The organism is Streptomyces sp. NPDC047869, from assembly GCF_040704065.1.
Classification (GTDB): Bacteria; Actinomycetota; Actinomycetes; order Streptomycetales; family Streptomycetaceae; genus Streptomyces.
Genome location: NZ_JBEYRK010000034.1, coordinates 40,584 through 62,953, shown reverse-complemented (window position 1 = coordinate 62,953; position 22,370 = coordinate 40,584). Strand labels below are relative to the sequence as shown.

The window sequence follows — 22,370 nt, the reverse complement described above, 5'->3', positions numbered from 1 at the left end:
GCCGCCCCGCCGCACGATGAGATAGGCACAGGGACCGCCGATGACCGACACTGACTCCGAAACCCCGGGCGTCGAAAGCACTACCTCAGGCCGCGGTTCAGCGCCCCTGACGAGTCAGCAGCCGCCTGGAGGCCTGCCCCCCAGTGGCGGTGTCGAGCAGGAGGTCGGGAAGGTTGCAGGCACTGAGGACTCCACACCGTTGAAGTTTCACGTCGCCCTTTCCCCAGATGCGTATCTGCAGCTCGACGACGTGGTCAGCACCCGTCGGCAGATCCCCGGCTACGGCGAGGTCGTCACCTCAGGGGTGGTGACGGAGGTGGTCGCCCGCCACGAGGGCGCCGCGTTCGGCTCGGATGTGTTCCTCATTGCGGACGGGATCTTGCCGGCGACTGTGCAGGAGATCGCTGAGGTCACCACCACCCGCGTCGAGCCCGAGTGCTACGTCCCGCCACGCCCCGGCGCAGTCGCGATCCGGGCGGCGGGTGCTGACCGGGACGCCGCCTTGTACTTCGACAAGATGGACGCGCGGATCCCCGCCGGCATCGGCCGTGACGGCGAACCGATCTATCTCAACCTCGAGTTCCTCGACGGTACCCGCGGCGCCCACGTGTCGATCTCAGGCATCTCCGGGGTGGCGACCAAGACCAGCTTCGCGCTGTTCCTGTTGCACTCGCTGTTCACCTCGGGTGCCCTGGGAGGCCGCGCGGTCAACGCCAAGGCCCTGATCTTCTCGGTCAAGGGCGAGGACCTGCTGTTCGTCGACCAGCCCAACACCCGCCTCGACGAGACGCTACGCGCCGCGTACGCGCGGCTCGGCCTGCCCGCTCGACCCTTTGCCTCCGCCGGCTTCTACGCGCCGCCGCTGCCTGGTGATACCACCGGCCGCCCCCACGTCACCGGCCGGACCAGTGGCGTCACCGCGTTCTGGTGGACGCTCGCGGAGTTCTGCCAACGCGAACTGCTCCCGTACGTGTTCGCCGACGTCGAAGACGAGAAGAACCAGTACACGATCGTCGTGCACCAGGTCACCAGCCGGCTGCGCCACGAGGCCCAGGCCGCAGGGAACGACGGCGCGGTCGCCATCGACGGAACCACTATCCGCACCTGGGCAGAGATGATCGAGTTCATCTCCCAGAAGGTCACCGACGAGGGCACACGCGCCCACTGGGCGGGGCCGGCGGTGGGAATGGGTACCGTCAACGCATTCGTGCGGCGGCTGCGGTCGTCCCAAAGGCCGCTGGGCCCCCTGCTTCGTGGCGACCTGTGCACGGTCACCGACCGTCCGGTCACGCACTCCATCGACACCTCGAGGCAGCAGGTCACCGTCGTGGATCTGCACAACCTGCCGGAGCGGGCCCAACGCTTCGTTGTGGGTGTCGTGCTAGCCGCGGAGACCGACCGCAAGGAGCAAGCCGGTCCGGGCGGGCTGCTGTTCACGATGATCGACGAGCTGAACAAGTACGCGCCCCGCGAGGGCTCCTCACCGATCAAGGACGTCCTGCTCGACATCGCCGAACGCGGCCGCTCGCTCGGCATCATCCTCATTGGCGCTCAGCAGACCGCCTCCGAGGTGGAACGGCGCATCGTGTCGAACTCCTCGATCAAGATCGTCGGCCGGCTCGATCCCGCCGAGGCCGGCCGCCCTGAGTATGGCTTCCTGCCCACCTCGCAGCGGCAGCGCGCCACCCTCGCCAAGCCCGGCACCATGTTCGTCTCCCAGCCCGAGATCCCGGTGCCGCTGGCCGTCGAATTCCCCTTCCCCGCTTGGGCCACCCGTCTCTCCGAGGTCGCCGACCCCACCTTCACTACCGGCACCTCGCCTGCTGACTCGAACGCCGGTGGTGCGGCGCGACCGGACCCGTTCAGCAAGCTGCCCCAGACCCAGAGCGACTCGTGGTTCGACGACCCCGACGATGGGGCCATCGACGAGCCGCCCTTCTGACGTCCGCCGACGCGCTTTCAGATCACGCCTGACGCAATCCGCTGCTCTGCTTCAGCCATCCGAAAAGGACCGACCCGGTGAAGTTTCTGCATACCTCCGACTGGCATGTCGGCAAGACCCTCAAGGGCCGTAACCGGCTCGAGGAGCAGGCAGGCGTACTGCGTGAGATCACCCAGATAGCCGTCGGCAACGACGTCGATGCCGTCCTCATCGCTGGCGACCTCTACGAGAACGCCGCGCCCACCGCGGACGCCCAAAGGCTTGTCGTGCGCACCCTGCTGCAACTGGCCAAGCAGGACATCGAGGTCGTCCTGATCGCCGGCAACCACGACCACGGTGCCACACTCGAGGCCTACAAGCCGCTGATGGACATCGCCGGCATCCACGTCTATGGCCAGGCCCGCCCGGCCGCAAAGGGCGGCGTGCACAGCTTTCGCGCCAAGTCCACCGACGAGCGCGTCAACGTCGCCGTTCTGCCGTTTCTCTCCCAGCGCTACGCCGTCCGCGCCGCGGAGATCATCGCCAACACCCCGTCCCAGAACGTCGGCGCCTACGACCAGCTCATCCGAGATGTCCTGGACAACCTGACAGGGGCTTTCACCTCCGACGCCGTCAACATCGTCATGGCCCACCTGACGTGCACCGGCGGCGTCTTCGGCGGCGGCGAGCGGGCAGCCCAATCGATCATGGAATACCACGTGCCCGCCGCTATCTTCCCCGTCGAAGCGCACTACGTGGCCCTGGGCCACCTGCACCGCCGACAGACGATCCCGGCCGCCTGCCCGGTGCACTACAGCGGATCCCCCTATGCGATCGACTTCGGCGAGCAGAACAACACCCACGTGGTCTGCCTCGTCGAAGCCTCTCCCGGCACCCCCGCGAAGATCACCGACATCCCGGTCACTGCCGGCCGCAGGCTGCGCACCATCGAGGGGACCGTCGCCCAGCTCACCGCCGACCCCGCCGTCTACGGCGAGGACTACCTCCGGCTCGTGATCACCCAGCCCGCCTACGCCGGCATGCGCGACGACCTGCTGGAAGCCCTCCCCAACGCCCTCGAGATCCGCATCCACCCCGACCACGCGAGCACCGGCGCCAAGGCGGGCATCGCCACCCACCAGCCGACCAAGACGCCTGCGCAACTGTTCTCCGACTACTGCCACAGCGTCGGCGTCAGCGACGACCGGGTCACGGCCCTGTTCAACCACCTGCACGACGACCTGACCCGCTCGACCGCCCGCTCCTGACCCAGCGGACCTGACACCCGCTAAAGGAATCCCTCAACATGCGTCCCGTTCGCCTGGAGCTCAACGGCTTCGCCGGTTTCCGCGCTCCCACCGTGGTCGACTTCACCGACGCCGACTACTTCGCCCTCGTCGGCCCTACCGGGTCAGGCAAGTCCACCGTTCTCGACGCCCTGACCTTCGCCCTGTACGGCTCGGCCTACCGGTGGGGCCGCAGCAACGCCATCGCCTACGCGCTCGCCCCCACGAGCAACCGCTGCACGGTCTCGCTCACCTTCGACGTCGCATCCCAGCGCTACCAAGTCGCCCGCGAAGTCCGCCGCGTCGGCCAACAGATCCAGCAAAAGACCGTCAGCCTGGTGAAGTTCGCCGACCCCACGGCGGTCGTCACCGACGCAGACAGGCTACAGCCGGAAGTACTGGCCGGAGAAATCAAGGAACTCAACGCCGCCATCGAGCAGTTGCTCGGCCTATCCTTCGACGACTTCTGCCAGTGCGTCGTCCTGCCCCAGGGCGACTTCGCCCGCTTCCTGTCCGCCAACGCCCGCGACCGGCAGCAGATCCTGCTCAAGCTGCTCGGAGCTGCCCACTACGAAGGCATCGGCAAACGCGCCGGCGCCCAGGCGGCCGAAGCAGCCAAGGAGATCGAGGTCCTCACCGACCAGCTGAGTCGGCACGCCGACGCCACCCCGCAAGCCGAGGCCGACGCCCAGGCACGCCTCTCGGCACTGGGACAGCTGGCCGCCACCGTCGACCAGCTCGTGCCCCGCGTCGCCGAGGCACACTCCCGCGCCAGCGATGCCCACGCACGTGTCGCTACTCTGCGCACCGAACTCGCCCGGCTCACTCCCCTCCGCGCCCCAGACGGCATCGGAGAGCTGCAGCGCCGTGCCGTGGAGGCCCAGACAGCCGCCCGCAAGGCCCGCGACGCCGCCGACGCGGCCGCCCAGACCCTGGCCGACGCCACCAAAGCCGCCCAATCCGGCCCGCAGCGCGCTGTCCTCAACGTCGCCCGCGACCGCTACACAGAGAAGGTCGGCTTGGTCGGGCGCCGCGACGCAGTCATCGCGGCTGCGCAGCGTGCCCGCCAAGAGCTGGCGCAGAGCGAGGAGCGGCTACGGGCGCTGGCAGACGCCGTCACCGAGGCCCGGCGCACCGTCGAGGAGACCCGCGGCCGCCGTGACCGGGTACAACAGGCGTACGCGGCATTGCAGCGTCGCCAACAGCTGCTGGTTCCCGTCCAAACCCCCGACGGTGTCAGTGACCTGACCAGCCGGGCAGCGGCTCTGGCACGGCAGGACGACGCCGCCGCCACCCAGCTGGCCGCGGCCCGCGACCGGCACAACCAGGCCGCTTTTGCGCTCACCGCCGCCGGCGACGGCAGCCGGCTCACCGAGGCGCGCGAGGTACTCGACCAGCTCCTTGACGTCACCAGCTCCCTCACCGACGCCACCAGCGAGCTGGATGACGCCGTGGAGGCAGCCGCCCAGGCCGACAGTGCGGTCACCGACGCGCAGGTGCGTCTCGACGCGGCCACGGCCGCCCTCGAGGAAGCCCGCACCCTCGCCGGTGCCGCCCAGCTACGCCCTCAGCTCCAGGTGGGCCACGCCTGCCCGGTCTGCGAGCAGAGCGTCACCATCCTCCCGCCGCCGCTGTCCGACCCGGCCCTGGCCGCCGCCCAGGCCTCGCGTGACGCCGCGGTCCGCGAACATCGTGACCTGCTTTCCCAGCGTCAGGCCGCCACCACGACGGTTGCCGCAAAGCAGCGCGCCACGGACACCCTGACCCAGCGGCGCACCCTTCTCGATGAGCGGCTGGGCACGCTGTTGCCCGATCGTCCTGCCGACACCGAACGCGACTGCGACGCCGACCGCGCCCATCTTGACGAACGCGCTGCAGCCCGTGACCAGTTGGTCGCCGCCGAGCAGCAGGCACGTGCCGCGGTACAGGAGGCCGAAGCTGCGCACACCTCCGCCACTGCGGCCGTCGCCACGCTGCAAAGGGAGATCGATCGCACCCGCAGCGACCTCCACACGCAGCTGGGCGCCTTGGCCGAACTCGACCCGCCCGCCGTCGACACCCATGACGTGACCGCCGCCTGGTCCGACCTGGAAGCGTGGGCCCAGGCCCAGAGGTCCACGGTGGAAGACGACCTTTCGGCCGCCCAGGCCGAGGCCGCCACCTCGCATCAGGCCCACCAGGATGCGACCGCCACGCTGGAAGCAGCTGAGCAAGCACACGCCACCGCCCACAGCGTCCACACCACCGCCGTCCAGCAGAGCGCAGCCGCCGACCACGCGCGGAGCACCCTGACCGACCGCCTGAGCGAACTGCAGACGCTGCTGGACCAGGCGCCGCCCACAGATGCACTGCCGGGCCTACTGGAGGAATGCGACCGCCTCGAAGCGGCCCTGGAGACCGCCACAGCCGAGGCAAGCCAGACACGCGAGGCACTCAAGGCGGCGGAGGCCGAACAGCAGCAGTGGCAGGCTCGCACCGCGACCGCCTGGTCCGAGCTGACCGCTGCCCGGGACGCGGTGGCGGCCCTTAAACCGCCGAGCCTGGACACCGACGACCTCGCCGCCGCCTGGGCCAGCCTGGCCGCCTGGGCCACCAGCGCGGCCGACGACCGGCAGGCCGACACCCTGCGTGCGCAAGCCGACGCCCACACCGCACACAGCGAAGCCGAGCAGCTCCTGGGCCAACTGGAGGGTCTGCTGCGCGACCACGACCTGGATCCCCAAGACCTTGGCGACGGCCCTGGGCGCGCCGCCCAAGCCCCCCGGGTGGTAGCGGTCGCAACCGAGCGGGCCCGGGGCCGGGTAGAGATGATCCAGCGCAGCCTCGCCGACGCCGCCGCCATACAGGACAAGATCGACAGCGCCCGCACCCAGCAACAGGTGGCCGCCGAGCTGGCCAGACTGATGCGGTCCAACAAGTTTCCGCAGTGGCTGGCCGATTCAGCCCTCGACACCCTGGTCGCGGGCGCCTCGCAGTCGCTGCGCCGGTTGTCGGGTGACCGATTCGACCTCAGCCACCACAAAGGCGAGTTCTACGTCATCGACCACTCCGACGCCGACTCGCAACGCTCGGTTCGCACCCTGTCCGGCGGCGAAACCTTCCAGGCCAGCCTGTCACTGGCGTTGGCCCTGTCCGACCAGCTGGCCGGCATGGGCGGCGCGACGAAGCTCGAGTCCATATTCCTCGACGAAGGATTCGGCACCCTTGATCCCGACTCGCTCGAGATGGTCGCCGACACCCTGGAGAATCTCGCCCAAGGGGAGCGGATGGTCGGGGTGATCACGCACGTCACCGGGCTCGCCGAACGGGTACCGGTCCGCTTCCAAGTACACCGCGACCCCCACACTTCCGTCGTCACCCGGGAAGGCACATGACAAGCACGGCACATGCCACCCGGATGCGATTCCATGTCGACGGCTGGGACCCCACCTACGGCTCCAGCGTCGAAAACGCCGAGAACACCATCGGGGACTCGACCGCCAAAGTCATCCCCGACCTCGAACTCGCCCCGGCCGACTGGAAGCCCATCTCGACCTCCCACCTGCCCGACCCCGGCGCAGTCCTGTTTGTCGACGGCGTACGCCGCGTCGAGGCCCGCATCTGGATCGAGCAGCCCCCGGCCGCCGAACCGGCCCCAAGCGCCAGCAACCGCGCCGACGACGCCCAGATGGCACTATGCGCCTCCTATGCAGCCGGCACCGTGTGCTGCTGCCCCGACCGTGGCGCGCACCTGCTGACCATCGAATCCCGACGCGGCCTGTTCACCACCGCCACCAACGCCCTCGACGTGCCCACCACGGCCGGTACCTACCAGGCCAACATCACCTTTGACGACCAGGAAGAAAACCTTGCGGTGCTGCTCTCTGCGGCACTGCAACGCCGACTCGGCGACCTTGAAATTCTCGTCGCCGCCAACGCCCGCACTGCCCTGGCCAGCCACGGCGTCGCCGCCGGCTCGGACCTGCTGGTGGTGGACGGTCCGCTGCGCGGCCGCACCCATCTGCCGCGAGCGCTAGGTCTCATCAAGTCCCACCGCACCGCCTACCTGCCGCCCGACCTACACACGATGGTCAGCGTTCTGGCCGCCGGCGAACGCACCCCGGTGTTCTTGATGGGCACCTCCTGGGACCGGCACGCCTGGTACCTACGCCTACCGTGTACGCCCGGCGCCCCGTGGGCCGGAATAGTACGGCTGGAATGCGCCGCCGACATCCCCACCCCGGAGGCGATCGCCTTGGCCAACCTCTCGCAACTGGTACTGCCGCGGTACGCCAGCTGCGAGTACAAAGACGCCCGGGCCCCCCAGAACCTGGTACCGGTCGCCGGACTGGAGAGGGAACTGCGCCGCCGCCTGGGCAACCCTGCCCTGCTCAGCAGGGCCCTACGCGTGGCAGCGGTGAGCTGAGCCGCAGTTCCTCCAGGTCCTCAAAAATAGTTGCCGTAGCCACAGAGTCATGGTCCGTGCAGTCAGCAGCGCCGCGGGCACTTCCGCCCCTGACTGACTTTTGCCGCCATGGCATACCGCGACTTCGAGGCCAGCACCACCCGCGGCGAAGAGCTCGTGCGCACCGTCCTGCTGAGTACCTGCGCCCCGCACACCGCTGAGCCAGCAGCGAAGCGTTAGGGGATGCCCTTTCGTAGGAATTACGGTCGGTTGCTGGCCACGGCAACCCTTAGCCTGGGCACGTCCCGGCCGCACCCCCAGGCTCTTCGCCGGCCGTGTCCCGCCGACGGCTTCATACCTTGGGCATGCCACGCTGCTGGAGAGGGCCCGAACGGACCGCAACCCGGTTGTGCCGCTTCGCGAGTACAAGCTGCCGTCGTCCTGCCGTGGTGGCGGTGTGGCGCCTGACAGCTGCGTCTGTATTGACACGCCCGCCTGACCGTCCTGCTGCAGACTGCTTTGCTTATGATCTCGATGAAGGATGGATTCGCGTGATCTCTCCCAGTGGAGCGTCGTTGTCGCCGTTGGGACAGCGATTGAAAGAACGGATGGGTGCCGAGCGTGCTGTGGGTGATCTGCGGCGCTACTTCGGTGTAGGTCTGCCGACTGGAGTGGCCGGGTTCACCGGCAGTCGGTTCGAGCATCTGGCTGGTGGGGGAGACAGGCCGGAGGTGGCCGACCGGATCACGGCGGAGGACCTGGTCGCGGTGCAGGCGTTGTCGGTCACCGTTCCGGCGCCTGTCGCGTTGGACCTCTTGGAGGGCCGCCTCGGCGCGCGGCTGTCCGGTCTGCTGCAGGCCATTCCCAGGGACATCGACATGGTTGATGCCGACGCGGTCGTTGTGGCCGACGGCTCGCCGGCAGACCGCGCCTGGCGACTGCTCGAAGGTCAATTTGATGTCGGGTGGGTGATCGCTGGGAAGCTCCTGGCCAGGAAGCGTCCGCGCCTGCTACCGGTCTACGACAAGGTGGTGCGCTGCGCTCTGGGCCGCCCCCGCCCCTCGTTCTGGCTTGCGCTGCATACCGCGCTGCGCGCGGACGATCGCGCCCTGCACCGCCAGTTGCTCAAGCTGCGCCAGGTCGCGGGGGTGCCGGAGACGGTGAGTGCGCTGCGGATATGCGACGTGGCGGTGTGGATGGGGCACCGAGCGGAGGGGCACGCCTGCCCTCGCTGACGTCGGCAGCGAAGCCGGCGAACTTTTCATACCTCTTGGCCTGACACCGCGGCGGGCTGAGAAGCGAAGAACGCCACCACGTCGACCCCGTCCTGGGCCTGGCCGCCGTGCCCGAAGGCCCGGGCCTCCAGAGCATGGTCGGCCTGAACCGCCAACGCCACCACGAGGTGCTCCAGAGCCTCCCAAGACAGCTCATGCGTACGAAGCAGCAAAGGCGCCGTGACCGTCAAGGGCGACAGCCCCGGCAGTGCCCTAGCCTGGTCCACGCTCCTGACCCGAGGGCGGCATCGTCGCCGCCACCGACAACTCTCAGACGTCGGTGGAGCGGGGACAGCCAAGGAGGGGCGATGTCAGTGCTGTACGCCATCATCGGCGCATGACCGCTGCCTCCTCGCCGAGAGCCAGGGCTACTTCAGCTGTTGAGCCGCCACGCACGCAGGCGCTTGTTCTTCCGGAGTCGCTCGTCGGTCTGTGCCGCGCAGATCAGTACGAGCGTCAGAAGAAGTTCTGGCAGGAGCTCACGCAGCAGTGGCGTGCTGAGGTCACCGCTTCGCTGGAACAGGTACGCGCGAAGATTGAGAAGCAGAATGCTGCCAACCGGGAGCTCCGGGACAACATCCTCAGTGCCATGCAGGCTGCCCCCGATCCACGCGAGCTGTCGGTAGCCGACGTCACGGTGCTGAAGGACCAGTGGGCGGACACGGCGGATCCCGCGCTCGTGGGCGTGCGGGATGCGACCGACAGAAGATGGCGCTGCACTGTAGAACCGGGACACGGCTCATGGATGGCTCCGCCGAAGGACCGCAGCCGCACCGACCGGCCCAGCATGTGCCCGAAGTGCTCCGGCGCGGCCCCGCGGCCAGGAGAGAAACCCGCTCTCGAGCGATCCGTGGCGGCCATTTCCGCGCTGGCCGCTGAGCTCCACCCCGACTCTGGTGCGCCAGAGGAGATCAGCTACGGCAGCAACAAGCCGGTGACCTGGTGGCATCAGGTTCCTGCTGTCCAGCCTGGGACCGGAGAATGGTATTGGGCGACCCATATCTGGAAGCAGCCCACCAAGAGCCGCACCGGCCGGCGGAGCAGGAACGGGAAAGCGGCTGGGATCAACGGCTGCCCGGTCTGCAATTCCGACCAAGCCGACGCCTCCAACAGCCTGGCTGCGTGGTATCCGGAGCTCGCGGAGCAATGGGTGCGTGGCCCGGCGGGCCGGAACGCGCACAACACCACCGTCGGGTCCAAGATCGAGGTGACGTGGCGCTGTACGTCCTCACAAGGGGAGCATGAGGACTGGCCGGCACCGCCCAACCGCCGCACCGCGAAGGCGCTGCGGTCTGGCTGTCTGAAGTGCAGCAAAAACGTCTCCGCCAAGGCGCTGGCGCTCTACCACGAGCTGTGTCCCCACTTGCCCGCCTTGGAGCTCGAGGCGCCGATTCCACTCGCCCCAGCGCCCGGCAAGCGGTACCGCGGCGTGCGGGTCGACATGTGGGAAGAGGCGTTGCAACTCGTTGTGGAGTTCGACGGCTGGAAGACCCATGGACCTGAGTCCTGGCGCGACCGCGCAGCCGACGACCGCCTGAAGACCGATCGTCTGGCCGCTGCCGGCCAGACGGTGATCCGGGTCCGCGAAGACCTTGACCCGGTTGGACCTCACGATGTCGTTGTCGGCTCAGGCTGGAGCGCGTGGAAGGTAGCCGTCGCAGTCCTGCTGCGCGTTCACCAGCTTGGCCTGCACCCGCTGCCCGGCCTCGCCAGCTACCTGGAGCACGGCACGGAGACAGCGGCGGCCGACGTGGAGAAGGCTCTGCTAGGTATGCCATACCAGCCCCGCCGGTTTCCCAAGGCTTCGAAAGCGGCCGCCGCACCACGGCAACTGAAGGCCACCGAGCCACATGCGGACAGCTGGCTGACACCGGTGGGCCCCCGTACCCCAATCCGAAGAAGCGAGCTGGATCGCTGCGGGACTACCAGTGCAGGTGTAAGACGGTCGTCACCGGGCTTCCGCAGGCCGAGGTCACTCGCGGGAACACCAAGAGCTGCGGATGCCGACAAGATGCATCCCGTGCCCTCCCGCGAGGCCGGGTGGATCGGGAGCTGACCCAGGCGGCTCGCCAATGGGCGCGGAAGGCGGGGATCGAGGTCAGGGCAAATGGCGCGTTGGGCGCTCGAGTCCTGGCCTCCTACCAGCTCCATGCTGTCGGCATGGCGAGTTTCCTCGGCGACGACAGCCTCATTCCCGAGGGCGTCGTCCGTGGATGGGCCGATGATGAGGAGATCGCACTCGGTGCACGCGGACGTCTGCCCCGGCACACCTGGCTCGGCTACGCGGCTTCTGTACTGGCTCAGCTCGCGAAGGCTCCGGATGAGGACGCGTAGGACTTGGTGGACGGCTCGAACCAACCGTCGCTTGAGCTGCGGTAGCTACGCTTGAAGTCTGCTTCGCGCCGACAGTCTTCTTCTTCGAAGATGTCGGTGCGGAGTAGGGTTTGTCGTGAACAGCGCATGGGATCAGACACCCGCTCGCCTCCTCAGGATGCCGGACGGTTAAGCCAGTCGGCGAAGGGCGTGCGGACGTCCGGAACGGGCAATGGCGTGGCGTCTGCGCCCGCGTGGCGCGCTGCCTGCAGGACCGTTGTGAGGTCTCCGCTGGCGAGCGTTTCGACGGGGCACGCACTGCACTCGCCATCACGGGCATGCTCTGTTCCGGCATCGGCGATGGCACGGACATGGGCGAGCCCGTCGAGCCCGCGGTCGACACGAAGCGCGTACCAGGTGCCGTCCTGCTCAGCTCCGGGGAGTCCGGCTGCCACGCCCGGGTACATCGGCAGATAGACGTGGCCATCGTTGACGCGTACGAGGACCACTTGATCGAGGTAGTCGCACAGATCGGGCTCAGGCTGATGGTCGTCCAGCCAGGCGATGGCTTCTGCACGCGGTCCAGGACCCCATAGGTATTGGGCGGGGAAGACGGTGGTGGCGCTTCGAGCATCGAACTCCATCAGGTTCGGGTCAGTGACTCCGCCCGGGCAGAACACGGCACGGACCAGGACGTAGGTGAACCTCCCCTCCTCGTCCTCTTGGGCCAGCTGGCTGGCGTAGCCAGCCGTGGTGTACTCGCCGTTGTCGCTCCAGCCGATGGCGATGATGCTCCGGCTGAGCGGTGCCGGATACAGCCGGCCTCCCGGTGTCGCGTGCCCCCAAAGGTGATTGATGATCTCCGCAAGGTCGGAAAGCTCCCTGGCAGCTTCCACCGGAGAGGTCAGGTGGTAGGTGCCGTGCGCCACCATGTTCCGCAGCCTGCGCAGAACCGGTTCCAGAGACCGGTTGCGCTGCCCGCGCAACATGCCCTCGCGGCGGGCCCAGGTCAGCAACCCGTCGAGCATGGCATTGAACGGCTCCCACACCCGGGAAGTGCCCATGCGGATCTCCGCGCCGCGCACCTTCTTGTACTGCTCGAAGAAGTCGCTGTAGCTGGTCATCGTGATCTGGTGCTCGTGCCTCTTGCGATCCCGGACCTCGACGACCTGTCCATGGTGGGCGACGAACCGGTCCCGCAACGCTTGCTCCAGCGTCAGCCGGGCCACGTCTGCCACCAGCGTGAACAGTTCGTAGCAGAGCACTCCGTGGCTGTGAGCGGTGCGCAACTGCTCGAACTTGTGTCGGGTTGTTTCAGCGACATCGTCGGCCAGCCTGAGCCCCGCGATCACACGCTGCTGGAAGTCGGCGGCGTCCTCCGGCTGCATCTGGCCCAGGCCGAGAGGCGTGAAGCGCAGTGAGCGTTCGTCGGCGGCCTGCAGTTCCTCCAACGGCTTGATATCCATGCGCGACCTTTCCTACCTCTCCTAGGCATGCGTCTGGCGAACTGGTCAGGATGAGGCTTGAATCCTGTGCGGTGCAAGCGGATTGACATCGTGCAGCGGGACACGGATGGGCCCGGGCGAGGTCGCCGGTCAGGATTGCGCGATGATGCCGACATCCGGCCGAACTAGAGCTTGTGAGCCGGACCGGCTCGGACAGCACCGGACCAGTGAAGCCGCCTGGGTATGCGCTGGGACAGAAAAGACCACCGGTCGCCAGCCGACATACGCTCGCCGCGCCGGGGCGTCGGTCCAGGCCGAGCCGCGCAAACACCGGCCGGAGCACCGCCTCCTTGCGCGAGACAGAGCCTCTCCTCGCACCGGCGCTGGCCGCGTGCCACTTGGCTTGGCGGCCTGCCGAGACGACTTTCCTGTGATGTTCGGCAGCCCTGGCACGAGGGGCTACCGCTTTCGCTTCTGCCTCTGTTTCGGAGTGTCTTTCGTGCCGCGTGGTGGCCGCTTGGCGTTCGGGTGGATCGAGCGTTGAAGTTCTGACGCAGGCCGCAACGACTGCAAGGTGGCGGTCAGCGCGGCGTCGAGCGGCCCGATGTGTCCGTCGTAGAGGGCCCCGACGAGATCGCGAGTCGGTTCGTCGTAGAGGAAGACGACGCCACGCGGCAGGCCGAGCTGATGTTTCTTGGCTCGCAGGTAGCCACGGAGGTTCTTCTCGGCGTCGTCGGGGTCCTGTCCAGCTGGGCGCGTCGCCCACACGAACAACCATCCTTCGGCCGGATCGACGCTGGCCGTGACGGGCACCGTCATGCTGCGGCCCTGGCTGTTCGGGCGCGGGTTGTTGAGGAGGATGTCACCGTGGCGCGCGAACTTGTGCTGGGCGGGCGTTGCCAGGGATAGCAGCGTCGCGCCGATGCTGAGCCATCCGGTGACGTTCCATGACTGCAGTTGGTCGAGGAGAGGTGCGAGTGGGGAGGGCACCATCGCCGGCTTGGGTGCGGACCCCGAACCTGTGTCATCACGTCCCTTGGTGTGAAACCACTTGTCGAGCACGTCGGTTCGGCTGGTCAGGAAGCTCGGCTTCTGTGCCCTGTAGCGGCGCAGCTCGGCCGTGGTCGGCTCAGGGAGGAACGGGAATGCGGCACACACCTGTGCCGGGTCGGGTTCGACCCAAAGGCCCGCCTCGAAGAAGTACAGGAACAGGTCCAGTTCGTCCGGTGCATGGAACATGACGGTGACATCAGGGTTGCGGCGCCGACGCAGGTAGAGGAGAAACTCGGCCGGGCGTGCGACGAGTTCAGTGATCAGCTCGAGGTCGTGCAGGGACACCGTCCAGGGGACGTTGTCGGGGGTGAGCAGCCCGGCCCGCACCAGCTCTGCGGTGGCGGTCAGGACGGTCGAGAGGTCGTCGAGACTGACGGCAATGGTGTGGATCTCACGGATGTGGCTGAGGTCGACCCAGCCTTCGTCTTCGATACGTAGGCCACCGTCCCGCTCGATTGCATCCCGCATGCGGCCGGACTGCTCGGCTGCTTTCGTGATGATGCCGGTCAGATCAGTACGGATCCGTGTCGTCTTCCCTCCGCGGGACAGGGCGCTCAACGCGACGGCCTTGTCCTCCACGATGAGGGCGACGTCGTCGAGGACGATGAGGTGGTCGCCCTCGACGCGCTTGGTGTACTTCGCCGGATCAGCAGTTTTGGCTTCGTTGTCATTCGCGGGCACGTAGTACTCGAACGCGTCCCGGAAGTGAGCCCCGGGGAGTACGCGGTCGAGCGCGTCGCGCGTGCGGGACTCGAGAAGGTCTCCGCGATGCTTCGCGTACTGGCTCCATACGGGCGACGTCTTCAGATGCTCTTCGAGGTTCTCCCGGACGGCGAATACGCTCAACGCCGGGTGCGGCAGCATGAAGCGCCCGTTGTCAGCGACGACGAGTGGCCGGCTACGCAGCGGGTTCCTGCCGGTGGTGAACGCATCGATGACGTCCGCAGGGTTGGCCGTCCCGAGGTCGAGGCGGAACCTTTCGACAACGGCCCCCACACGTTCAACAGCAATGCCCGTGCGCGCGACGACGTCGTCGATCGCGACAGTAGCCTGGTCGCCGTCGGGCTCGAACATCGACATGACACTGGACCTGGCGAGTTCTGCTAGCCCGTCGTCCGCCCGGCCCGCCTCCACCGCGGCCATCGCGTCCAGCACTGTGTCCCCCATTGCTTTGAGGCGGTCATTCAGACCAGCCTCCTGCAGGTGGTGGCATGCGTCGAGGACAGCCAGGGCGTCGGTCGCGTCGAAGCCGAGTTCGGCATTCAGCGCCGCGCGAACGCTCGGGTTGCCGTCGAGAAGCGCCAGGTTGGTCGTTGCGACCATCTCCGGGTAGGACGAGTTGCGCATCCATACCTCGGCGCCACGAATGAGCATGGACACGAGGGCAAGCTTGTCGGTCGGGTCAACGGCGGCGAAGGACCGTATCTGTGCAAGGCGGAGGATCCCGTCGAGTTCGTCCTTCGCCTCGGAGACGAAGTGGCTCATCTCCTGGTCCTCGACTGCGGGGGCACCAGCCGTCGCCGAATCTTGCCGGGCGGCGAGAGCGACCAGCGCCAGCAGTTCCAGGTACGCGGCGCCCGCCTCCACAGTGACGGGCGTCTCGCCTTCGCGCGCCATCGGCAGGAACCGCTGACGAGCCACCTCGATGATCCGGATCGCGTCGAACCGCCCCAGCTTCGCGACGAGCTCGTCGACAGCCTTGTCGAATGCTGCGTCGACCGCCGCGGCAGGATCATCGCCAGCGAACGTGGCCATGAGCGCCATCAAGGCAGTCAAGGAGTCCACCATCACTTGCGCGTGCGGGTCGAACACCGGCGACGTCGGACCGGAACGGCGCTGCCGCCTGTTGCGCGCTTCACGGCGCTTCGATCGGGAACCCATGAGCCAACCTCACCACAGTATCGGGACCGATCAGCGAACGGTTCGGATCCGCTTCGATCAGCCGGTGCATCCACGCCCGCTCTCCCTGTTCGTTTCGTGGATTCGACCTGCGGCCGGACTGGGGGTCCCGGCTGAGAGAGGCTGTATCGACTGTCGATGAAGCATCATCTTGGATGAAAGACCGCCATGTCATGGGTCCTGCGTTCGCCGAACTGGAAGGCTCGATCGCCCTCTACTCCAAGCTCTTTGACCGAACCTGGCGGCGGTCAGTGCGCAGACGAGTCCGCGGAGCCGGAGACGGGCCGGTGAAGGGGAGCCGGCTGCCAGTGCACCTCGTCGGTGTCCCGCTGATGGTGCCAGGCCGCCAGGGTACGGCCGGCGACCAGCCGGTCGAGCAGCGCTCCGGTCTGGTGGGGGGAGTGCCCGCACAGACGGGCGACGACGGCCATGTCGGCTGCGGGGCCGGCTGTGGTGGTGTGGGCGGCCAGGACCAGCGCGGCCAGGCGGTCTGCGGGGTTTGCCGCTGCCGGAACGATGAGCGGGGTGGGCTTGAGGGCCCAGTGGGCGGCGCGCCGGCGGGCGCTGCGGCCCGGGGCCTGCTTCAGTGCCGCGTCATCCAGCAGCCGCACCTGCAACGGCGATGTCCGGGGGTCGGGCAGGTCGAGCCAGTCGTCCTGTGCCAGTTCCTGCCACGCCTCGGTGTGCCGGTGCAGGCGCATGCCGCGCAGCAGGCCGGCCGGCAGCCGGGCGCAGCCGTGGGCGTCGGCGCGCAGGGCGCATTGCAGGGCCAGCAGGCGGGCGGCGGGAGAGGTGACGCAGCCGAGGGTGGAGGCGAGGTGGGTGAGCATCTCCCGTACCCGTTGCCGCTCGTCTCCGTGTACCCGCGGCTGGACGGGGGCTGATGCGGCCGGTCGGCGAGGGCTGAGCAGTGTGTCCGGCACCACGGCGGTGTTGCTGGTCGCCGCCGCGCAGGCCGCGCACGCGTCGGCCAGCCGCCAGGTGCGGCCGCTGAGGTCGCGGGTCAGGGCCAGCAGCACCCGCCCGGCACAGCCGCGATGGCGCGGATGCCAGACGCAGCCCCGCAGCCGGCACTGGCAGCTGCGCAGGTGCGCCGGCAATGCGTCCGCGCGGGCATGGCAGGCCAGATGGGCCAGGGCGGCCGACCGAGCGGAGGATGCTCGCAGGGGAAAGGTGCGGGCGGTACACGAGGGGCAGACCAGTGTGGGGCCGCCCGCCTGAGGGCGCAGTTCCACTGTCCAGATGCGCCGCACTGCGGCATGTGCGCCACCGAGCCTCATGGGCTGGTCGTCCTCCCGTCCGTCTGTCCTTCTCGTGGCGGGGGTTCACCATGACAGCCCCCGAGACGGACGCACTGTAGTGCAGATTCCCGCACCGCAGATTCACTCTCCGACCCCCGGCGAAAGTGCAGAAACCCGCACTGACGGGGCAGGGGTCTGCACCGTCGGATGGTCGGGTGACGATCTTGCCGCCCGACCCCGACCTCACTGCGCTGCGCGTCGTGCTCGCGCGCCTGCGGGCCGAACGCGGTTGGACCTTCGATGAACTCGCCGACCGCAGCGGTCTGGCCCGGCGCACCCTCATCGACCTCGAACACGGCCGCACCGCTGGCAGTGTCACCACCTGGCACGCCCTCGCCCACACCTTCGACGTGCCCATCGAGCGCTTCCTGGGCGCCCTGTGCGACGACCACACCCCGCCTGGCACGGCCGCTTCCTGAACCCTCGCTCCGCCCCGGCAGACCACGTCGCGAATCACCCGATCGGGTAATCGGGCATAGAACGACCATCCGCCCTATCGCTCATGCGTGCGGGCTCGTTGGGCCGGTCGGGGGACATCCCCGCGACACGTTGCTCACGCCCGCGTGTCGCCTGGCACGGTCCGGGCCATGTGCCCCACGCCCGCCTCCGACGGCCGTCACTGGGACGGCAGCCCCCGCGCCACCCGCAGCCCCCGCCCGCTCCGGGTGACCAGCACCAGCCCCAGTCGCCTGCTGCGTACCGGCCAAACCGGCCGCTGCCGCCACTGCGGCAGCCGCATCGACCTCTACCAGCGCCCCGACCAGCGGCCCATCGCCCTGCATCCCGCGGAACTGGCCGTCATCGACGTCCCCGAATCCTGCCGCTGGCACCTCAGCGGTGGCATCGCCTACCCGCACGGCGACAACAGCGCCTGGTGCCGCATCCCGCATGCCGTGCTCTGCCCTCACCGTACCCCCACCTGCCGGCCTGGCCCCCGCCTTGAGGCGATCCGCCGCCAACTCGCCGTCCGCGCCCGCCGTCTGATCGACACCGGGTCCCTCACCCCCGCCCCACCTGTCACCCCGCAGCCCGACGCCCCCAAACCCGGCGGACCCGACCGCCCGGTCGTCCAGCTGCTGCTGTGCCGCTACCTCGCCCAGCAGCGGCTCGAGGACCTGCGCTGCGTCGCCCAGACCCGCCACCGCCACCGCTGCCCCCACCCCGTCCTCGCCCCCGTCGGCCCGTCCGGGACATGGAAACTACTGCCGGCTTCCGTCCGGCACGGCCAACTCGCCCTGCCTGATGCCCTGATGGCCGTCTACGACCTGGGTCACCTCTCCTACGGCGAACAGCTGCGCTGGCGCACCCAGCGCTGCCCGGCCCATGCCACCGCCCCCGGCGCCGCCGACCTCGCCCTGGCCTGCTGGGAACCCTTCGACCCCCTCCTGCACGCGGCACACATCCACACCCGCCTGCCCTGCCCCATCCCCCGCCCGCACCGAAGGGGATGACCCGTGCCGCACCACGCCCTGGAAATCACCCTGACCCGCCCCCTCTCCCCGGCAGCCCTGCACCGCGCCGCCCGCCTGCTGCCGCTCGCCGCCAAGACCCCCCGCCGGGCCCTCCGCCGGCTGCGCCACCGCCTCGGCACACGGCTGCCCATCGACGTGATCACCACGCACTACCCGGACGCCGACCACCACGTGCTGCTCAACGTCGCCTTCCCATCCGCCGTACACGCCGCCCTCACCGCCCAAGCCCGGCGCGCCGCCCAGACACCCGAACGCTTCGTGGAACTGGCCCTGCACCGGGCCCTGGCCGAACACGCCTACCAGGAGACCGACCGCCTCGACCGCGCGGTACGCCAACTCCTCGCCCACACCAGCCCCGGCTACCTGCTGTCCGCCGTCGGCCAGGCGCTCACCCGACTCCCCGAAAGCCCCACCCCATGAAACCCACCGACGAACAGACCGCCGCCGCCGACGCCTTCCACACCGGCCACCACCTCGCCCTGCAGGCCGGTGCGGGCACCGGCAAGACCACTACCCTCGCCCTGCTCGCCCGCGCCACCACCCGTCGCGGCCGCTACCTCGCCTACAACCGGGCCATCGCCCAGGACGCCCGCACCCGCTTCCCCAACACCGTGCAGTGCAAGACCGCCCACGCACTCGCCTACACGGCCGTCGGCCACCAATACACCCGCCGCCTGAACGCACCCCGCCGCCCGGCCTGGCAGACCGGACAAGCCCTCGGCCTGACCAAAGCCGTCCGCATCGGCGACCGCGAGATCTCCCAACGCGCCCTGTCCAACGCCGCCCTGCGCACCGTCGCCCGCTTCTGCCACACCGCGGACGAGGCCATCACCCGCCACCATGTACCCCGCCTGCGCGGTCTGGACGATCCCGACCTGCATGCCGAACTCGTCGCCCACATCGTGCCGTTCGCCCGCAAAGCATGGGCCGACCTGCAGCACCCGGACGACGGCGCCGTTCGCTTCGACCACGACCACTACCTCAAGATCTGGGCTCTTGCCCGGCCCCGCATCCAGGCTGATTTTCTGCTGCTGGACGAGGCCCAAGACACCAATCCCGTCGTCGAACAGATCTTCCTCAGCCAGCGCGAGCACGCCCAGCTGGTCATGGTCGGCGACTCTGCCCAGGCCATCTACCAGTGGCGCGGCGCCAAAGACGTCATGACCGGCTTCGACGGCACCCACCTGACCCTCTCCCAGTCCTTCCGCTTCGGCCCCGCCCTCGCCGCCGAGGCCAACTGCTGGCTGCACCTCGCCGACGCCCCCATCCGCCTCACCGGCACCCCCGCCGTGCCCACCGAACTCGGCCCCGTCACCCAGCCGGACGCCGTGCTGTGCCGCACCAACGTCGGAGCCATGGCCCAGGTCATGACCCTCATGGCGGCCGGCTACCGGGTCGCCCTGGCCGGGGGAGGAGACAGCCTGCAGGCCCTGGCCCTTGCGGCCCGCGACCTGAAGGAAGGCCGCCGCACCCACCACCCCGAACTCATCCTCTTCCCCTCATGGGGCGATCTGCAGGACTACGCCGCCCACGACACGGCCGGCCGCGACCTGCAGCCCCTGGTCAACCTCGTCGACACCCACGGCACCGACGCCATCCTCACCGCCGTCGCCCACCTCGCCCCCGAGCCACACGCCCAGGTCACCGTCTCCACCGCCCACAAGGCGAAAGGGCGTGAATGGCCCCGCGTGCTCATCGCGGACGACTTCGCCCGTCCCAAGGACAACACGCCCGACGAGCAGACAGGCTCCCCGCCGCCACCTGATCCCATCGACGACGCCGAAGCCCGCCTGGCCTATGTAGCCGTCACCCGCACCCGCCAACGCCTCGACTTGGGCGGACTGTCCTGGATCCACGACCATCCCGACGGCCCCCCGGTCGGCGACGAGCGCGCCCGTCCACCGGCGCTGCCACAGCCTCCTGCCGCTGCCAGGACATGAAGCCAGGTGCCCGCCAGATCGGCCTGCCAGCCGGCCCGCACCCCTTCCGGGAGGGCCAGGCTCGACGCGGGGCCCCGCTCCAGCACGACGGACGATGGACACCTCGGCTATCCCGATGCACCTGACACGCGCTCACTGCCGCGGCTGGGACTGGGGATGGACAAAGACAAGTTTTGTGGTTTCCAGGCCCTTTGAGCCCGGTAGCGGTCATGCTGGTCTAGGGACGCACGTGATGCGGGGGTGGAGGGGGACTTGCCGGATCAGCCTGACTTGTTCTCCGTGCAGCAGGAGGACGACGCGGAGGGTCTAGAGCACATACCGCCATTCGTGGCACCGGTCGCTGCTGCACCGAGCGCAGTGACACGCGATCCGGTGGCACTGCGCATCGCCGAGGCCGTCCGGGACGTGTTCGGCGACTTCGGCTCCGAACACGGCCTGAGCCGCGGGGAGATAGCCCAGGCGTGTGCTGCGGTGGCCTCCGCCGGCGAGTTTGATGCGAGATTCCGGGTCTTCATCAAGCTTCGTCTGCTGGAGTCGCTGCGCGGCAAGGCCCACGACCAGCGGTATGTGTTCAACCCGACCAGCGGCGCGGCGCTGTTGGTCTATGAGCGGCTCGGGGAGGCCGGCGGGGTCCAGGAGATCACCATGCTGCTGGACCGGACCCGGGAAGGTCTCCTGAACGGCTCCCTGACCGAGGAGCAACTGGCCGCCAAGATTGCGCAGGCCCGGCGCAGCTTGGCGAACTACACCAACCACCTGCTGCGACTCGTGCGGACCAGGCCCATCGAAGAACTGCTTGGCCAGCGCCACCACCATGCCCACACCACCTCGCTCGAGGAGGCAAAACACCTGGTCCACGCCGTCGCCGAGCAGTACCCCGCGCTGCGTCCTGCCGGTACCCGCCTGATCCAGGAAGCCCTGCGCTACACGGCAGCCGTCAACGAGTTCCACGACCGGCTCATGCAACAAGCCACCACTCGCCGCGACTTCACCAAGCTCCTTCCCGAGCAGTACGTGACTGCGGCCCGGCGGTCCTCCGCCGACGCGCTTGCCCAGGTGTTCGCCACGACCGTCTTCGATCCGCCGCACGTCCAGATCACCACGGGCCAGATCCTCACCGCCGCAGCCGACCACCAGCCCCCACCACCACGGCAGCGCCTGCCCCGCCCCCCGTCGCGGCCGCCCGGACCGGACCCGGTCGAGGCCGCACGCGCCAAGGCCGCGCTCGCCCGCCAGCGACGGGAGGCCACCGTGACCCTGCTCATGGCCGGCAAGGACGAAGCCGACGTCACCACCGTCCTGCGGGCCCTGCCCTGGCAGGCAGCGGTCAAGCACCTGGTCGGGCTGCTGCGCGCCGCAGCGGACCCGGCCATCCCGTTCATGCTCGACATCTCCCGCGAGGTCATCGTGGATGGTGCAGGCCCGGTCACCTACGCCTCACCGGTGACCGCGTACCGCATCCCCGACAGCCCCCAAGGCATGGACGACGACACCGAAGCCGCACCGCAGAGCCCCCATGAGTGACCCCTACCTGCTGGCACGCGCTCGGGCCCTGCGCACGGTTCCCGTCCCCGCGGACCGCGCCGAACTCAGCCGGCTGCGCGGCGCCGTCGACGATGTGGAGCGCCGTCTGGTGGAGGCCGTCACACCCGACGGTATTCAGGAGCTGATGGCCGGCTGGGCCCCCGACGTGGAACCGGCCAGCGGCGCCCTGGGCGACAGCGACGCCCACCGCACCGCCTCGGCCGTCCGCCTGGTCACACTGGCCTGCTGCATTCGCCACTGCTGGCCCGACCCCAGCCAGCCGCTGTACCCGGGACAGCCCGCCGCGCAGGAGGACGTCATCGCCTCCCTGGCTCCCCTCCAGGACGCCCTCACTCCCCGGGAAGGCGTGGCCGCACTGGGCCAGAGCGCACACTTCCTGACGGCCCTGCGGTTCCTGCGCGCCTGCGGCCACCTCTCGGCGGACGCCGGCGACGGCATGATCCGCCTCGGACCCATGGTCGCGCTGTGGTCCGAGCGTGATGTGGCCGAACTCCGCGGCGGATACGACGTCCTGCCCGCCCCGAGGAAGGAGTGAAC

16 protein-coding genes are annotated in these 22,370 nt (G+C 69.0%); 13 read left to right on the top strand and 3 right to left on the bottom strand.

What is annotated here, in order from left to right; genetic code table 11:
- Positions 1-40 precede the first annotated feature (40 nt).
- The 7 genes from AB0924_RS32005 to AB0924_RS31975 all read left to right on the top strand — a co-directional run bounded on the left by AB0924_RS32005 (position 41) and on the right by AB0924_RS31975 (position 11,199).
- Positions 41-1,942, top strand: a complete 1,902-nt coding sequence (locus AB0924_RS32005; protein ID WP_366913293.1) for an ATP-binding protein — start codon at positions 41-43, stop codon at positions 1,940-1,942.
- 77 nt (positions 1,943-2,019) lie between these two features.
- A complete protein-coding gene (locus tag AB0924_RS32000) occupies positions 2,020-3,189 on the top strand; it encodes an exonuclease SbcCD subunit D (protein ID WP_366913292.1) in 1,170 nt (389 codons plus the stop codon).
- Positions 3,190-3,227: 38 nt separating this feature from the next.
- Positions 3,228-6,581 (top strand): SMC family ATPase, encoded by a 3,354-nt coding sequence (locus tag AB0924_RS31995; RefSeq protein WP_366913291.1) that lies wholly within the window; start codon positions 3,228-3,230, stop codon positions 6,579-6,581.
- Positions 6,578-7,612, top strand: a complete 1,035-nt coding sequence (locus tag AB0924_RS31990) for a hypothetical protein (protein ID WP_366913290.1) — start codon at positions 6,578-6,580, stop codon at positions 7,610-7,612. The genes AB0924_RS31995 and AB0924_RS31990 overlap by 4 nt, the downstream gene beginning before the upstream one ends.
- A gap of 530 nt (positions 7,613-8,142) precedes the next feature.
- Positions 8,143-8,826, top strand: a complete 684-nt coding sequence (locus AB0924_RS31985; protein WP_361937515.1) for a DUF6308 family protein — start codon at positions 8,143-8,145, stop codon at positions 8,824-8,826.
- Positions 8,827-9,202: 376 nt separating this feature from the next.
- Complete coding sequence (locus tag AB0924_RS31980) at positions 9,203-10,921, top strand: hypothetical protein (protein ID WP_366913289.1); 1,719 nt, start codon at positions 9,203-9,205, stop codon at positions 10,919-10,921.
- Positions 10,922-11,025: 104 nt separating this feature from the next.
- Positions 11,026-11,199 carry a hypothetical protein gene (locus AB0924_RS31975; protein ID WP_366913288.1) on the top strand — a complete coding sequence of 58 codons (174 nt, stop codon included), beginning with the start codon at positions 11,026-11,028 and terminating at the stop codon, positions 11,197-11,199.
- 152 nt (positions 11,200-11,351) lie between these two features.
- On the opposite strand, the gene AB0924_RS31970 is transcribed toward AB0924_RS31975, so the two are convergent.
- The 3 genes from AB0924_RS31970 to AB0924_RS31960 all read right to left on the bottom strand — a co-directional run bounded on the left by AB0924_RS31970 (position 11,352) and on the right by AB0924_RS31960 (position 16,594).
- Complete coding sequence (locus tag AB0924_RS31970; protein WP_366913287.1) at positions 11,352-12,644, bottom strand: hypothetical protein; 1,293 nt, start codon at positions 12,642-12,644, stop codon at positions 11,352-11,354.
- A 438-nt stretch (positions 12,645-13,082) separates the two neighbouring features.
- The gene (locus AB0924_RS31965) at positions 13,083-15,557 is read right to left on the bottom strand and encodes a preprotein translocase subunit SecA (protein ID WP_366913286.1); all 2,475 of its coding nucleotides are present in this window, start codon (positions 15,555-15,557) and stop codon (positions 13,083-13,085) included.
- A gap of 266 nt (positions 15,558-15,823) precedes the next feature.
- Positions 15,824-16,594, bottom strand: coding sequence for a hypothetical protein (locus tag AB0924_RS31960; RefSeq protein ID WP_366913285.1), 771 nt, complete (start codon positions 16,592-16,594; stop codon positions 15,824-15,826).
- 437 nt (positions 16,595-17,031) lie between these two features.
- On the opposite strand from AB0924_RS31960, the gene AB0924_RS31955 reads away from it, so the two are divergent.
- From AB0924_RS31955 to AB0924_RS31930, 6 genes are all read left to right on the top strand, one after another.
- Positions 17,032-17,295 (top strand): helix-turn-helix transcriptional regulator, encoded by a 264-nt coding sequence (locus AB0924_RS31955; protein ID WP_366913284.1) that lies wholly within the window; start codon positions 17,032-17,034, stop codon positions 17,293-17,295.
- A gap of 168 nt (positions 17,296-17,463) precedes the next feature.
- Positions 17,464-18,327, top strand: a complete 864-nt coding sequence (locus AB0924_RS31950; RefSeq protein WP_366913283.1) for a DUF6083 domain-containing protein — start codon at positions 17,464-17,466, stop codon at positions 18,325-18,327.
- Positions 18,328-18,330: 3 nt separating this feature from the next.
- Positions 18,331-18,768, top strand: coding sequence for a hypothetical protein (locus AB0924_RS31945; protein WP_366913282.1), 438 nt, complete (start codon positions 18,331-18,333; stop codon positions 18,766-18,768).
- Positions 18,765-20,288: a UvrD-helicase domain-containing protein gene (locus AB0924_RS31940; protein WP_366913281.1), complete on the top strand. Its 1,524-nt coding sequence runs from the start codon at positions 18,765-18,767 to the stop codon at positions 20,286-20,288. Before AB0924_RS31945 ends, AB0924_RS31940 begins: the two co-directional genes overlap by 4 nt.
- Positions 20,289-20,567: 279 nt before the next feature.
- The gene (locus tag AB0924_RS31935; protein WP_366913280.1) at positions 20,568-21,812 is read left to right on the top strand and encodes a hypothetical protein; all 1,245 of its coding nucleotides are present in this window, start codon (positions 20,568-20,570) and stop codon (positions 21,810-21,812) included.
- Positions 21,805-22,368, top strand: a complete 564-nt coding sequence (locus tag AB0924_RS31930; protein WP_366913279.1) for a hypothetical protein — start codon at positions 21,805-21,807, stop codon at positions 22,366-22,368. The genes AB0924_RS31935 and AB0924_RS31930 overlap by 8 nt, the downstream gene beginning before the upstream one ends.
- Positions 22,369-22,370: the final 2 nt, after the last annotated feature.

Excerpts from the sequence above, each read along its gene's own strand:
- AB0924_RS32005 (WP_366913293.1), top strand. The coding sequence starts at position 41 with ATGACCGACACTGACTCCGAAACCCCGGGCGTCGAAAGCACTACCTCA.
- AB0924_RS31995 (WP_366913291.1), top strand. The coding sequence starts at position 3,228 with ATGCGTCCCGTTCGCCTGGAGCTCAACGGCTTCGCCGGTTTCCGCGCT.
- AB0924_RS31990 (WP_366913290.1), top strand. The coding sequence starts at position 6,578 with ATGACAAGCACGGCACATGCCACCCGGATGCGATTCCATGTCGACGGC.
- AB0924_RS31980 (WP_366913289.1), top strand. The coding sequence starts at position 9,203 with ATGACCGCTGCCTCCTCGCCGAGAGCCAGGGCTACTTCAGCTGTTGAG.
- AB0924_RS31975 (WP_366913288.1), top strand. The coding sequence starts at position 11,026 with ATGGCGAGTTTCCTCGGCGACGACAGCCTCATTCCCGAGGGCGTCGTC.
- AB0924_RS31970 (WP_366913287.1), bottom strand. The coding sequence starts at position 12,644 with ATGGATATCAAGCCGTTGGAGGAACTGCAGGCCGCCGACGAACGCTCA.
- AB0924_RS31965 (WP_366913286.1), bottom strand. The coding sequence starts at position 15,557 with ATGGGTTCCCGATCGAAGCGCCGTGAAGCGCGCAACAGGCGGCAGCGC.
- AB0924_RS31950 (WP_366913283.1), top strand. The coding sequence starts at position 17,464 with ATGTGCCCCACGCCCGCCTCCGACGGCCGTCACTGGGACGGCAGCCCC.
- AB0924_RS31940 (WP_366913281.1), top strand. The coding sequence starts at position 18,765 with ATGAAACCCACCGACGAACAGACCGCCGCCGCCGACGCCTTCCACACC.
- AB0924_RS31930 (WP_366913279.1), top strand. The coding sequence starts at position 21,805 with ATGAGTGACCCCTACCTGCTGGCACGCGCTCGGGCCCTGCGCACGGTT.